Raw genomic sequence first — 13,645 nt, 5'->3', positions numbered from 1 at the left:
GGTCATGGGCAGCCCGCCGAGTTCCTCCTTGCCCGGCCCATCGCCTCGACGCGGCGGCAGGTGCCGCGGATGGTCGCGGTGGAAAGCGCGGTGGCCGCCGGGGTTTCGGCGCTGCTCGGGACGGCGGCACGGTGCTGGTGGCGCTGGAACATCCCCGCGACCGAGGGGAACTCGGTCACCAGAGATGGGTGTGGCCGCTGAACTTCTGGAGGGTGCGCACCGACGGGCGGACGAAGAAGTGACCGGCGGCGAACCCGATTCCGGCCAGTGCCAGGAAGGCGAGCTGGCCGACGAGCGCCACCGGGTTCCCCGCGCCGGACAGGGCGCGCGCGAGCACGGCCAGCAGGGCGAAAGCCATCGCCGCGACCGCGCACACCACGAGCGCGTTCCTGGTCGTGCGGGCCTTCGGCACGTCGAGGTACGGGGTGCGCACGCATCGGCGGGCACTGATCAGCGCGACGCCGAGCGCCACAGTGGACAGTGGAGCGAGTGCGTCGGTGACCCGGATCGCCGCGGGGACGTTCTTCTCCAGCACGCCGCCGACGAACTGGAGCAAGCCGTAGAGGAGCAGGGCGCCCACGCACAGCGCGACCCCGATCAGCACCACGCTGGACCGGAAGCGGTACGCGAAGGCGGGCGGCAGCTCGCGGTACCTCGGGTCCATTGTGGTCTCCCCAGAAAAGGCGGGCGCCGGTGCGGAAAACCCCCACCGGCGCCGCTCGATTACTGCTGTGCCAGCAGGTTCGCGCAGCGGATGAGGCCGATGTGCGAGTACGCCTGCGGGTGGTTGCCCAGTGAGCGCTCGGCGACCGGGTCGTACTGCTCCGGCAGCAGGCCGGTCGGCCCCGAAGCGTCCACGAGCTGTTCGAACAGCTCCTCCGCCTCGGTGCGGCGGCCGGTCAGCAGGTACGCCTCGACCAGCCACGCGGCGCAGATGTGGAAGCCGCCTTCGCCGCCGGGCAGCCCGTCGTCGCGACGGTAGCGGTACACAGTGGACCCGCTGCGCAGCTCCGCCTCGATCGCGGTGACGGTGTTCTGGAAGCGTTCGTCGCTCGGGTCGATCAGCCCGGTGAGCCCGACGAACAGCGACGCCGCGTCCAGATCGGTGCCGTCGTAGGCGGTGGTGAACGCGGAAACCTCGTCGTTCCAGCCGTGTTCGAGCACGTCGGACTTGATCGCCTCGCGCAGTTCGTGCCAGCCGGCCGGGATGTCGCGGTCGTAGACCTCGCCGAGCTTGATCGCCCTGTCGATGGTCACCCAGCACATCACGCGCGAGTACACCCGGTGGCGCGGCACGTGCCGCTCCTCCCAGATGCCGTGGTCCGGCTCGAACCAGCGCCGCGTCACGGCTTCCGCCATCGCGCGCACCATCTGCCAGTCCTGGTCGCGCAGTTCGCCGCGCGCACCCGCCAGCGTCACCACCAGTTCCACCACCGGGCCGAACACGTCGAGCTGCACCTGGTGGTTCGCCAGGTTGCCGACCCGCACCGGCCGCGAGCCCGCGTAACCGGGCAGCGACTCGATGACCGCCTCGGCACCGATCTGGGTGCCGGCGAGGGTGTACAGCGGGTGCAGCCGTTCCGGGCCGGCGAGTGTCGCGAGCACGCCGTGCAACCAGCGCAGGTAACCCTCTGCCTCTTCGAGCGAGCCGAGGTGGACCAGTTCCCGCACGGTCATCGCGGCGTCGCGGATCCAGCAGTAGCGGTAGTCCCAGTTGCGGACGCCGCCGATCTCCTCCGGCAGCGACGTGGTGGCCGCGGCGAGCACGCCGCCGGTGTCGAAGTTGACCAGCCCGCGCAACGTCAGCGCCGAGCGGCCGACCAGATCCGGCTCCACCGACGGCAGCTTCAGGGTGGCGGCCCAGGTGCTCCAGTACGCGCCCGCGCGCGCCCGCCGGTCCACTTCGGACAGTTCGTGCGCGCCGAGATCCGTTGTGCCGCAACGGAGTTCGAGCACTACCGGGCGCTCCGGCTCGGGCTGCACGAGTGCGGTCGCGGTGTCGTGCATGCCGTCCGAGGTGATCTGCCACGCGACGCCCGGCGCGCGCAGCACGAACGGCTCCGAGGTGCCGAGCACCCGCAGCCCGTCGTCCTCCTGCACCAGCCGCACCGGCACGCCGCCGAACTCGGGGCGTGGCGCGAAGACCACCTCGGCCGCGGCCTGGCCGGAGATCACCCGCACCAGGTCGGTGCGGTGCGCCGGGCTCTCCGGTTCGAGGTAGTCCGTGACGAGCAGGCGCGACCAGCGCGTCTCCACCGTCATCGTGTTCGGCAGGTACCGCTGGCCGAGCGGGAGCCCGTTGCGGTGCGGCTTGATCGAGAAGTGCCCCGCGCCGGGGCCGCCGAGCAGGTCCGCGAACACCGCGGGCGCGTCGGGCCCGGGATGGCACAGCCAGGTCAGCTTCGCGTCCGGCGTGACCAGTGCGACCGACCGCTCGTTCGCGAGCAGCGAGATGCGCTCGATGGGCGGGGCCTGCTCGCCGTAGAGCCACGCGCGCCGCTCTTCGAGGATGAACGCGAGCACCATCGCGACGTCGATGGTGTCCGGCACGCGGAAGGTCGCGAGGGTTTCGCCGTCGCCGACCTTCACGCCCATGTCGGGCCCGGACAGCCTCGCGAACGCCTTCTCGTCGGTGACGTCGTCGCCGAGGAAGATCGTCGCGGTCGCGCCTGCCTGGTGGCGCAGGGTGTCCAGCGCGCGGCCCTTGTCGGTCTGGACCACCGCGAGCTCGACCACCTCCTTGCCGTCCGTTGTGGACACGCCCTCCCATGTGGACGGTCCGCTGTGGACGGAGGCGAGCACGCGGCGGCCCGCGTCGTGCTCGGCGCGCCGCACGTGGACGGCGATGCTGGCAGGCTTCACCTCGAGCGAGACGCCAGGCACGTCGAGCACGAGCTGTTCCAGCTCGCTTTCCAGCTTTCTGTGCAGATCACGGGCTTTCGCGTCGAGCGCGTGCACGAAACCGATGTCGAACTCGGAGCCGTGGCTGCCGACGAGGTGCACCTCGGATGGCAGGCGGGACAGTGTCGCCAGGTCGCGCAGCGCGCGCCCCGAGATCACCGCGGTCGTCGTCTCGTGCAACCCGGCGAGCGCTCGCAGCGCACCGACGGACTCGGGCAGCGGCCGTGCTTCGTCCGGGTTGGACGTGATCGGAGCCAGCGTGCCGTCGTAGTCGCAGGCGACCAGCAGGCGGGGCGTGCGGGCGATCTGGACGATCGCGCGGCGCAGCTCGGCGGGCAGGGCCTCGGCGGTCAACACTCCTCCTCGGGAGCTTGTGGTGGGGACCTAGGTGGCCGTCTCGGCCCCGAGTGCTTCCAGGAACGAGCGCGCCCACCGGTCGACGTCATGCGTGAGGACTTGACGCCGCAGGGCGCGCATCCTACGGCGCCCCTCGGCTGGGTCGAGCGTAATGGCTGCCTGCAACGCGTTCTTCACCCCGTCGAGATCATGGGGGTTCACCAGAAAGGCGCTGCTCAGCTCCGCCGCCGCGCCCGCGAACTCGCTGAGCAGAAGCGCCCCGCCGAGATCGTGGCGGCACGCCACGTATTCCTTGCACACCAGGTTCATGCCGTCACGCAACGGGGTCACGACCATGACGTCCGCCGCCGAGTAGAAGGCCGCCAGCTCCGCGCGGTTCACGGACTGGTGGAGGTAGTGCACGACGGGGTGGCCCACGCGCGCGAACTCGCCGTTGATGCGGCCGACCATCTGCTCGATCTCGCCGCGCATGCGCTGGTAGTGCTCGACGCGCTCCCGGCTCGGCGTGGCGAGCTGGACGAAGGTGACGTCCTCCGGCTTGACCCTCCCCTCCTGCAGCAGTTCGTGGAACGCCTGCAGCCGCAGGTCGATCCCCTTCGTGTAGTCGAGCCGGTCGACGCCGAGCAGCACGGTCTTCGGGTTGCCGAGGTCCTCGCGCACCTGCGCGGCCCGTTCGACGACCTCCTTCGTCTTGGACAGCGAGTCGAGGCCCGCCGCGTCGATCGAGATCGGGAACGCGCCGACGCGCACGGTCCGGTCGCCGACCTGCATCATGCCGGGCCGCGACCGGACGCCGACCGCGCCGCGGCTCGGTTCGAGCCCGACCAGCGTCCTGGCCAGCCACAGGAAGTTCTGCGCGCCGCCGGGGCGGTGGAAGCCGACGAGGTCCGCGCCGATCAGGCCGCGCACGATCTCGGTCCGCCACGGCAGCTGCATGAACAGCTCCACCGGCGGGAACGGGATGTGCAGGAAGAACCCGATCCGCAGGTCCGGTCTCAACTCGCGCAGCATGCTCGGCACCAGCTGGAGCTGGTAGTCCTGCACCCAGACGGTCGCACCCTCGCCCGCGACCTCCGCGCTCGCCTCGGCGAACCGGCGGTTGACCCGGACGTAGCTCTCCCACCAGCCGCGGTCGAACACCGGGCGCTCCACGACGTCGTGGTAGAGCGGCCACAGCGACGCGTTCGAGAAGCCTTCGTAGTAGTCCTGCACTTCGTCCGAGGTCAGCGAAACCGGGTGCAGGACGAGCCCGTCGTCCTCGAACTCTTCGACGTCCACGTCGGGCACGCCGGGCCAGCCGACCCAGGCGCCCTTGCGCGACCGCAGGAACGGTTCCAGCGCGGACACGAGCCCGCCGGGGCTCGCGGTCCAGCGCTGGGTCCCGTCCGATGAGCGGTCGAGGTCCACCGGCAGCCGGTTGGCCACCACGACGAACTCGGCGGAGGTGTAAATGCTCTGACTCAAGGCAGCTGCTCCCTCGCTCGGCGCGACGCACTCGGCGTCACGACACTATCCGCCCGAGTGCCCCGATGCGGGTGAGCTAATCCACCCTTCTCCCCTGATCCAGTGGTCCGGCCATCCGCGGCCCGGCCAGCTTGCGCTCGAGCCTGCCGAGCCCGGTGCGCACCGGCTGCGCGAGGTATTCGCCCAGCACCACCCCCGCGGCCAGCGCGAGGCCGACCGCGATCGCGGTCATCAGCGTCGAGATGTTCGTCGACGGGTCGACCGCGAGGTTGTACAGCCCGCGGTAGGTGGACAGGCCGGGCAGCAGCGGCGTGATCCCGGACACCGCGACCACCAGCGGCGTCACCCGGAGGCGCCGCGCGAGGACGCCGCCCGCGAATCCGACGAGCGTGGCCGCGCCCGCCGACGCGCTCACGGCTTCGAAGTCGCCGAGGACGAGCAGCCCGTATGCCGCGGCGCCGATCGCCCCGGCGGCACCGGAGACCAACGTCGCCCGCAGCCGCGAATAGCTGGCCAGCGCGAAGCACGCCGCCGCGCCCGCACCGCCGACGATCATGATCGGGAGCAGCTGCGGGCTGTAGGGCGGGACCTCCGGCGTGGTCGGCGGCAGGCCGAGCTTGACCGCGATCTTCAGCGCGAGGATCACGCCCGCGATCAGCCCGGCGCTCATCAGCGCCGTTTCCATGGTGCGGCCCGCCGCCGTCACGTTGTAGCCGGTGATGGCGTCCTGCACGGCGGAGACGGTGGACAGCCCGGACAGCAGCACGGTGATCGCCGCCGCGACCACGAGCGTCCGCTTGTCCTCGGTGATCAGGCCGGAGGAGGAGATCGCGATCGCGGACACCGTCGCCACCATCCCGCCGACCACCTGCTGGAAGAAGAACGGCAGCGCGAAGCGGTTGAGCAGGCGGCCGATCCGGTCGATCACCGCGCTGATCACCATCGCGATCAGCGCCACGTCGATCGTGCCGCCGATGAGCAGGGTGATGAAGAAGGCCAGGCCGCCCCACGCCGTCGTCGCGACCCAGCGCGGGTACGGGTGCTTGGCGCGCGTAACGCGCTGGAGCTCGGTGTATGCCTCCTCGGCGCTGATGTTGCCGCGGGTGATCTGCCGGACGAGGAGCTCGGTGTCCGAGAGCCTGCTGTAGTCCAGGCTGCGGGACCGCACCACGCGCAGCGCGCTCACCGGGTTCATGTCGGTGCCGCGGTGGCAGGTGACGGTGATGGACGTGAAGATCACGTCCACCTCGCAGTGCGGCAGGCCGAGCGCGTTCGCGATGGCGAGGATCGTCGCCGTCACGTCGGAAGCGCCCGCGCCGCTGGACATCTGCACCTCGCCGATGCGCAGGGCGAGGTCGAGGACGAAGTTGACGGTGGAGTCGTCGGGCAGCGCGGGCCCGTGCAGCGTGTCGCTGTCGACCACGGGCTGTTCGCCCGTCGGCGCTTCCAGGATGTGCCACGCGCGTCGGCGCAGCTCGCGGTGCTTTTCTCTGGACCTGCGGCCCGCCGGTGACTTGTCGGCGCCGGGCTTTTCTTCCGGGGCCTCGAGAATCCGCCAGGCGCGCCGTTTGTTGGCAGGCCCCTTGGCGCGCTGGTTGATCTTCATGATGTCGTCCACCTCCTTCGTCCTCGCCCGGACCATCGACACGCTCGCTCCGACCGTTGCACGACTGAATCTGTGGCGTCCACCACAAGTATGTAGTGATCGTCACGCGTTGTCGTTATGGCGGCTCAGCGCTGGTCCGAGGGGGTTTCCGGGAGAGGTAAATCACTCGCCCGAGGTTTTGGAGCAACCGCTCTGATATGAATCAGGGCATGCCACGGCCGCGCTTGCACGACGTCGGCCACGTGCTGGACGTCGCCGAGGAGCTGCTCGCCTCGCGGGGCGCGCGGGGCGTGACGCTGCGCGCCCTCGCGAGTGCCGCCGGGGTGTCCAACGGCTCGCTTTACCACGCTTTCGGCTCGTTGCCCGCGCTGCTCGGGCGGACCTGGCTCCGCGCGGCGCGCCGGTTCCTCGTTTCGCAGGCAGAACGCGCCGAGGCGGCGCTGCCCGATTCCGTGGCGGCCACCGTCGCCGCCGCGGGCACCCCGGCGGACTTCGCGGACCGGCGGCCCGCGGCCGCGAGGCTCCTGCTGTTCGTCCGTCGCGACGCGTTGCTCGGCCCCGGCCTGCCCGAGTCGCTCGCCGACGAGCTGGGCGCGCTCGACCGCGAAGTCGTCGCGCTGCTCAAGCGTCTCGCCGACGCGCACTGGGGCCGTCACGACGCGTGCGCCGTCGAGGCGATGACCGCGTGCGTCGTCGACCTGCCGACCGCGTTGCTGCGGCGGTCGCTGGAGCTGCCCGGCCCGGTGGACCCCGGCGCGCGCGCTCGACTCGAGGCGGCCGTCCGCGCCGTGCTCGCCATTCCGCTACCGAAGGAGCGCCATGCCTGAACTGCGAACCGGCGACGTGCACGTCCTCGACCTCGGCGACGGGGAGAACCGGTTCTCGCCGTCGTGGCTGGCCGAGGTCTCCGACGCGCTGGACACCGTGGCCGCGGCACCGGCGCCGCTGGTCACCGTCGGCGGCGGGAAGTTCTACTCGAACGGCCTCGACGTCGAGTGGATGACCGCGAACGGTTCGTCGGCCGGTGAGTACGTGCGCGACGTCCAAGCCCTGCTGGCGCGCGTGCTGACCCTGCCGGTGCCCACCGTCGCCGCGGTGAACGGGCACGCCTTCGGCGCCGGCGCCATGCTCGCCCTCGCCCACGACTTCCGCGTTTCGCGGGCAGAACGCGGTTTCTTCTGCCTCCCCGAAGTGGACATCCGGCTGCCCTTCACCCCCGGCATGGCGGCGCTGGTGCAGGCGAAACTCACCCCGGCCGCGGCCGTCGCCACGATGACGACCGGCCGGCGCCTCGGCGGGACGGAGGCGGCGGCGCTCGCCATCGTCGACGAAGCCACCGAAGACTTCTTCGATCGGGCCCGCGCCCGCGCGGCCGAACTCGCCGGCAAGGACCCCGGCACGCTCGGCGCGATCAAGACCACCATGTTCGGCGACGCCGCGGCCGCTCTGCGGAGCGCGGGCCGGCCGGTTGCTAGCATGTGTCGGCCTAGGCCGGTATAGCTCAGCTGGTAGAGCATCTGTCTTGTAAACAGAAGGTCAGGGGTTCGAGCCCCCTTGCCGGCTCCCTCTCCGCCCCTCCCCGCCCTGATCCGCGGGGAGGGGCGTTGTCGTTCCGGGTATCGCCGACGTCTTGCGCGGCCGCGTGTCTGGGCCGAACGGGTGTTCTTGCCGTTTGCGGCGATCGTCGCGCATCGGACATCTGGCGCGCCGCTACGGCATTGGCTAGATTTCTCGCGGAGGGGTTGAACGGCGGTCAACGTGACGTGCCCGCGATTCATTTTTTGCAGCGTGAGATGGGGAGATTTCGTTGCGCGCGCATAAAGTCGTGTCCGTGTTCTGCGCTGCGGTTATATCGCTGACAATTCCTGTCCAGGGTTTCGCGGCCGCGGCAGACCGCCAAGCGCCTGCATCGGCCGGTGTCTTTGCCAGTGCTGACAACGCTTTTGTCTGGTGGGTAGCGTTGCGGGACGGTCGCGGGTTCGTCCGTGCCGCGGCGTTGAACGCACTGGCGAGCGAGCCGCAGGAAGCGGGAATCTCCCGTTTCTTCGCCACGGAATACGACTTCGCGGTGCGGTATTCGGCGGAACGCTCTGCGCTGAACGCCGATTTCGCCCGTCGTGTTCTGGACACGCATACGGCGCGGTTTTCTCCCGAGGTGCACGCGGCCGCGCAGCGGGCGGTGACTGGGTCCGACGCCGATCGGGACCAGTTCGCCCGCACCGGTTACGCCGCCGCGCGCGAACGCGACCAGCACAACCGCGAAGCCGACGGCAAGCAGGCGGCGGCGATCGTGGAAGCCGATCGGCAGTTCGTCCGCGGGCTCGGCCAGACAGATCCCGGACCGCAGGTCAGGGCCGCCGCGGCGTGGGCACTGCGGCCGGGGGCGGGCGACAGCGACCTCGTCGAGTTCTTCTCCTGCGGCTGGGCGAGCGCGGCGAGGCTGGACCTCGAAACCCACCGAACCGCGGCCGCGGACCGGGAAGTGGCATGGCGAGTCGTCGCACGACGGCTGGTCACCGAAGCGCAGGACGCCGAGAAGGCCGCGCTCGAAGCGTCGCAGGAAGCCGCCGCGCAACTCCGCGCGGCGGCGGCCCGTGCGTGGCGAGAGGTCGGGGACAAGACGGCCGCACCGCGTTCGGCGTGGGCGGACGCGGGTGAGATCGCCTTGAAGCAGGCGGAAAACTGGCGTGCCGTGGCCGCGGCGGCGCAGGCGGCCACCGGTCCGAACTGGCAGGCGATCGCCGGCCCGGCCACGACCAGCCAGGACCAGTGGCAGGTCGAACAGCAGACCGCGCGAGAGCAGGCAGCCTACTGGACGGCGTTGCTCCAGCAGGCGGAATCGGGCGAACAGCGCATGACCAAATAGACCATCACTATTTCTTTTTCCTATGGAAAGAGGGTATTGCTGTGCCCAAAAAATCTCCCGTGAAAGTGTTCTTGCTGTTCCTGTCGATGACCGTGCTGGCCGGGCTGGTGAGTCCGGTCGAGGCAGCGGGGCAGGGACTTCGAAGACCCGCGACGGCTTCCGGCGAGGCGCCCCGCCCGATGCCGGAATCCTGGTGGAAGCTGTGGGACGGGCAGTCGGGCCTCGACATCAAGGGCGATCCCCGGCTGCGGAAACTGGTCGAGGACATCGCGATCTTCGACGAGGACGTCGAGAACCGCGAGGCGGCGCAAGCGGCGTTGAACGTCGGCACCGACGACGCGATCATGACCTACCTGACCATCGGTGCCGACGAAGCGCGCGCCCGTGCGGCCACGCGGAAGAAGGAAACCGCGCAACGGAACCGGACCGCCATCGAAGCAATGGCAGGCACGGGTGGCCCCTATTTCAACGGCGAAGTCACCCGCGTACTGGCGGGCACGGACTACGACCGTGACGCCTTTCTCGCCTATGGCGCCGAGATCGCCAAAGCGCGTGACGACAAGACCGCGCGCGATGCGAAGGCACGGGCGGATCTGTTGCGGTCCCGCGTGCGGATGCTGGTGGGGGTCGGCGGGTCGGAGGTGCAGAAGGCCGCGCAGGCCGCCTTGGACGCGGGTACCGACGCTGCCATCGACGAGTTCCTCAAAGCCGGTTACCTGGTGGCGGCGAAGAAGGACGCGGAAGCCCGCGAAGCCTATTTGAAGGAACTCGAAGAGCGGAACAAGGCCGCGGAGCAGCTCAGCGAGCTGGCCAAGCGCGCGGCCAGGGCGGCGCAGGCCCGCAAGAACCTGGTGATCGCGCACGGCAATGGCGTCCACGCCTTGCAGCGCGCGGCCAACGCGATGGTGTCTGCCTCGAACGAGGCCAGGCACGCCGCGCAGATCCTCGCGGCCAACGAGACGAGCGGGGCGCACTCGCCGGATTCGTTCGCCGACGCGAAACGTGAGGTCGCCCGCCAGCTCGGGTACGCCAACGACGCCGCTTTCGCCGCCAAGCAGGCCGCCGCGAGCGCGACGATCGAAGCGAACGTGCTCGTCGAAGTCGACCTTCCCTACGGCGCGCAGTGGTCCGCGATGGCCACGGGCATGGAAAACGCCGCACGGGCCGCGGTGGGCGCGGTGGAGACCGCACAGCACGCCATCGACGCGACCATCGCCACCGACGGCGCGCGCGATGCGCGGGACAAGGCGGAGAAGCACGCCGAGCAGGCACACCAGTGGCGCCTGCACGCCGAAGAGCACGCGCGTTCCGCGGCTCAGCTGGCAGAAGCGGCGCGGCTGCAAGCCGTCGCCGCACAGGACGCCCTGGCCAGGGCCAGGCAGGCCAGGATCGACGCCGAGGCCGCTGAACAGCAGGCGTGGGCGGCGGCGGGCCGAGCGCACGAAGCACGAGTGAACGCCGAGGCCGAGCAGCATAAGGCGGCCGCGGCCCGGCAGACCGCCGAGCGGGAGCGAGCGATCGCGGCGGACGAGCGTGCCAAGACGGACAAGGAAGCCGCGAGCGCGCGCAGCCACCGTGGTGACGCCGAACGCCTGGCCGGGGTCGCTCACGAGGCCAGGGTGCGAGCCGACGCTCAGAAAGTCGCCTCTGATATCGCCGCGGACGCGGCCGAAGCGGAAGACCGCAAGGCCGCCGACATCCGCGCACAGGCGTTCGCGGCGGAACAGAACCGGCAGGCCGCCGAGGCACGGGCACAGGCGATGGGCGTGCTCGAGGTCCAGGCCAAGGGCACCGATCACGAGAAGGCGGCAAAGGACGCGGCGACGAAGGCCCGTGGCGACGCGGATGCGGCGACCACGGCCGCGATCGGCTCGCGGAATGCCGCGGACGCGGCCAGCGGCGCGGCGGTGAACGCGCGCATCCACGCGACCGAAGCGGGCAGAGCCGCGGCCAGGGCGAGAGCGGCGGCCGACCAGGCCAAGGCCGCCGCGGCCGAAGCGGACCGGTGGGCCGCAGCGGCCGAGTACGCGGCCGCGGAGGCGCACAAGTATTCGGAGCAAGCGAACGCGAAGGCCGCTGAGGCGACCGAGGCCGAGGTGAAGGCCGCCGAGCATGCCCGGTCAGCGGTGCAGCTCGCCGAGCAGGCAGCGTTCGAAGCGAGCCAGTCGCTGCGGGCGGCGGAACGGACCAGGGACGAGGCCAACGCCGCCGCGGCCGAGTCCGTCTCGGCGGCGACGCAGGCCGAGATGGCCATACGCGCGGCGACCGCGGCGCGCGCGTCGTCCAACGGCATCACCGATCCGGCCAACACCGCGATCACCGTCGTGGCGCCGTTCACCGGCGCGGACATCGACGCCGATTTCGTGGTCGAGGTCGCGAACCAGGCCCGTCAGGTCGGCAAGGAACAGGCCGCCGCGGCGGAAACCAGGGCCGAGGAGGCGAAAACCGCGGCAACGGCGGCACGAAAGGCCGCCGACAGCGCCGCGGCCGAGGTCAAACCGGCGTTCGAAGCGGCCGCGCAGGCGGCGGCTTCGGCGGCAGCCGCCGCACGCTCGGCCGCCGACGCGCAGAAGGCCGCCGCGGATGCCGCGACTGAAGGAGCCGCGGCCAGGGCCTCCGGCGAACGAGCCCAGCAGGCCGACCGGCAGGCGGGAAACGACGCACGCGCCGCAAGGACGGCGGCGAACATCGCCAACAACGACGCCGTGATCGCGGGCAAAGCCGCCGACGCCGCCGAACGTGACGCGGTGGCAGCCAACAAAGCCGCGAAGAAGGCAGAAGACGACGCCGAACTGGCACGAAGCGCCGCCACCCAGGCGGAAACGGATGCCGCCGCCGCGCGGGATGCCGCCAGGCAGGCTCAGGAAAACGCGGACCGGGCGACCAAAGCGGCCGACGGCATCAAGGACAAGGCCGTCGAGATCCAGCAGGCCGCCGACCGAGCCGAAGAGCAAGCCCGCCGGGACGAAGCCGAACGACGTCGGCAGGTGGCACTGCAAGCCAATGGAGGGAACGGGCTCGATCTCACCGAGGACGAGTTGGAGCTTGTCTTTTACGAAGGCGGGGACGAGCTTGTCGAAGAGTTTCAAAACGCAAACTCGACGGCCCGCAGGTCCATTGGCGACTTCTTTGTGGAGATCGGCGCGGAAGTCCTCAACGACTTGCTGGGGATAGATGACGCGAAGAAGTGTTTTGGTGAAGGTAACGTAGAAAGCTGCCTGTGGACGGTAATAAACATCGGTGACTTCCTTTCGATACTGGGGAAGGTGACCGAGGTCGGTGCCGCGCTGATCAAAGTGGTCCGTCGAATCGGTCCATTTCTTGAGTCGGTTGGTGTAAGTAAACGAGTTCTCGAAAAGACAATCGACCTTCTTGAAAAAGCAAGAGGAAATCCGTGCTATCGTAGACCTGTTCCCCGAATGCTGCCGGACGCATCTGGTGCCGGGGGATCGCATGCGGTTAAATCTGCAACCAGCTCGGAAAATCCATGCATAAAATGGACTAAAACCAGTAGGCCGACATTCGGCCATACTTTTACGGTACATCAAGCGGGTGCTAAGAATACGAAGAAGCTCATTGACAGGGCTCGTGCTGGAACTCCACAGGGGCAGTGGTTGGACGATGATGCCGCAGTTGAGTTCCTGAAGAACGCCTACCGCCCCGGGTTCCAGGTGACGGTGGTGGAAATCCCGAAAGGTCTGGGTCAGGTGATCATGCCCGATGGCTCCATGGTGTCGGCTGGTCATGCCTTGCTTGTGCCAGCGCTGAACGGGTTGTATAAAACGGCTTATCCGTACATTCCGCGCGGTTGACAGGTAGGGACTCGATGGAATTTCACTTGACTTTGACACCACCCGGCAAGACTGCGGAGCCGCTCGACGAGCCGATGGGTGAGTTCGATCTAAACGACTATGAACAAGTTGCCATGTATGCCTGCGAGTTGCTGGGGCAGACCGATGCGCGGTTCAGTATAGGCGGTTTCGGGCAAAGTGACTGGAACTTCGACATAATGACGGACTTTTCGGCCGTTGCAGAAGCGTTGCCTGTTTTTGTCGATTTCGTCCATTCGCGTCGATATGGTGAACTTGACCTGTATCCTCAAGGTGTGGAACGAACTCTGAAGTTCTTTCCGGAGAAGGATATGGTCCGCATTGAATGTGAATCGCGAACAGAATACTGGAGGCCGGATCCATGTGTCGAAATCATGGACTTCGACACTCTCGATTCCATGTTGCAAAATTTGGCCGCAAATTTTGCAAAATCTGTACAGATCGTGTGCCCGGAACTGTCCTCCCGAGAGCCTTTGAATAGTTGGCTCTCGTGGGTTTGACTGAAGTCTGCTTACTTTGAATTCGCCCGGAGTTGACAGTGCGTACGTGCAATACTGGCGATCTCGCCAAGAGATTGAGGATGATGAAGAATACACCGGATTTATCTCTTTGACGAAAATC

At 68.9% G+C, this 13,645-nt stretch carries 10 protein-coding genes and 1 tRNA gene; 6 read left to right on the top strand and 5 right to left on the bottom strand.

Annotated features, from left to right (window positions below; genetic code table 11):
- Positions 1-2: 2 nt before the first annotated feature.
- From ABD256_RS03050 to ABD256_RS03030, 5 genes are all read right to left on the bottom strand, one after another.
- Positions 3-179, bottom strand: coding sequence for a hypothetical protein (locus ABD256_RS03050; protein WP_344413105.1), 177 nt, complete (start codon positions 177-179; stop codon positions 3-5).
- On the bottom strand, positions 176-664 hold the full coding sequence (locus tag ABD256_RS03045; RefSeq protein ID WP_344413103.1) for a hypothetical protein: 489 nt from the start codon (positions 662-664) through the stop codon (positions 176-178). Before ABD256_RS03045 ends, ABD256_RS03050 begins: the two co-directional genes overlap by 4 nt.
- 59 nt (positions 665-723) lie before the next feature.
- Positions 724-3,255, bottom strand: a complete 2,532-nt coding sequence (gene otsB / locus ABD256_RS03040) for a trehalose-phosphatase (protein WP_344413101.1) — start codon at positions 3,253-3,255, stop codon at positions 724-726.
- Between the two features lie 30 nt (positions 3,256-3,285).
- Positions 3,286-4,722 (bottom strand): alpha,alpha-trehalose-phosphate synthase (UDP-forming), encoded by a 1,437-nt coding sequence (locus ABD256_RS03035; protein ID WP_344413099.1) that lies wholly within the window; start codon positions 4,720-4,722, stop codon positions 3,286-3,288.
- Between the two features lie 76 nt (positions 4,723-4,798).
- Positions 4,799-6,328, bottom strand: coding sequence for a threonine/serine exporter family protein (locus tag ABD256_RS03030; RefSeq protein ID WP_344413479.1), 1,530 nt, complete (start codon positions 6,326-6,328; stop codon positions 4,799-4,801).
- A 209-nt stretch (positions 6,329-6,537) separates the two neighbouring features.
- On the opposite strand from ABD256_RS03030, the gene ABD256_RS03025 reads away from it, so the two are divergent.
- The 6 genes from ABD256_RS03025 (at position 6,538) to ABD256_RS03000 (ending at position 13,524) form a co-directional block, all read left to right on the top strand.
- Complete coding sequence (locus tag ABD256_RS03025; protein WP_344413097.1) at positions 6,538-7,155, top strand: TetR/AcrR family transcriptional regulator; 618 nt, start codon at positions 6,538-6,540, stop codon at positions 7,153-7,155.
- Positions 7,148-7,828 carry an enoyl-CoA hydratase-related protein gene (locus ABD256_RS03020; RefSeq protein ID WP_344413095.1) on the top strand — a complete coding sequence of 227 codons (681 nt, stop codon included), beginning with the start codon at positions 7,148-7,150 and terminating at the stop codon, positions 7,826-7,828. The genes ABD256_RS03025 and ABD256_RS03020 overlap by 8 nt, the downstream gene beginning before the upstream one ends.
- Positions 7,819-7,891, top strand: a tRNA-Thr gene (locus ABD256_RS03015). The genes ABD256_RS03020 and ABD256_RS03015 overlap by 10 nt, the downstream gene beginning before the upstream one ends.
- A gap of 397 nt (positions 7,892-8,288) precedes the next feature.
- Positions 8,289-9,194, top strand: a complete 906-nt coding sequence (locus ABD256_RS03010; protein ID WP_344413093.1) for a hypothetical protein — start codon at positions 8,289-8,291, stop codon at positions 9,192-9,194.
- 59 nt (positions 9,195-9,253) lie between these two features.
- Positions 9,254-13,006 carry a hypothetical protein gene (locus ABD256_RS03005; protein ID WP_344413092.1) on the top strand — a complete coding sequence of 1,251 codons (3,753 nt, stop codon included), beginning with the start codon at positions 9,254-9,256 and terminating at the stop codon, positions 13,004-13,006.
- A gap of 14 nt (positions 13,007-13,020) precedes the next feature.
- The gene (locus ABD256_RS03000) at positions 13,021-13,524 is read left to right on the top strand and encodes a hypothetical protein (protein WP_344413090.1); all 504 of its coding nucleotides are present in this window, start codon (positions 13,021-13,023) and stop codon (positions 13,522-13,524) included.
- Positions 13,525-13,645: the final 121 nt, after the last annotated feature.

It is taken from the genome of Amycolatopsis minnesotensis (assembly GCF_039529815.1).
Taxonomy (GTDB): Bacteria; Actinomycetota; Actinomycetes; order Mycobacteriales; family Pseudonocardiaceae; genus Amycolatopsis; species Amycolatopsis minnesotensis.
Note: the sequence above shows the minus strand (reverse complement) of the source record. Positions and strands in the feature narration are given on the sequence as shown.

What these genes read in the sequence shown, in the direction of transcription:
- ABD256_RS03045 (WP_344413103.1), bottom strand. Translation starts at nt 664, where the DNA reads ATGGACCCGAGGTACCGCGAGCTGCCGCCCGCCTTCGCGTACCGCTTC.
- ABD256_RS03030 (WP_344413479.1), bottom strand. Translation starts at nt 6,328, where the DNA reads ATGAAGATCAACCAGCGCGCCAAGGGGCCTGCCAACAAACGGCGCGCC.
- ABD256_RS03025 (WP_344413097.1), top strand. Translation starts at nt 6,538, where the DNA reads ATGCCACGGCCGCGCTTGCACGACGTCGGCCACGTGCTGGACGTCGCC.
- ABD256_RS03020 (WP_344413095.1), top strand. Translation starts at nt 7,148, where the DNA reads ATGCCTGAACTGCGAACCGGCGACGTGCACGTCCTCGACCTCGGCGAC.
- ABD256_RS03000 (WP_344413090.1), top strand. Translation starts at nt 13,021, where the DNA reads ATGGAATTTCACTTGACTTTGACACCACCCGGCAAGACTGCGGAGCCG.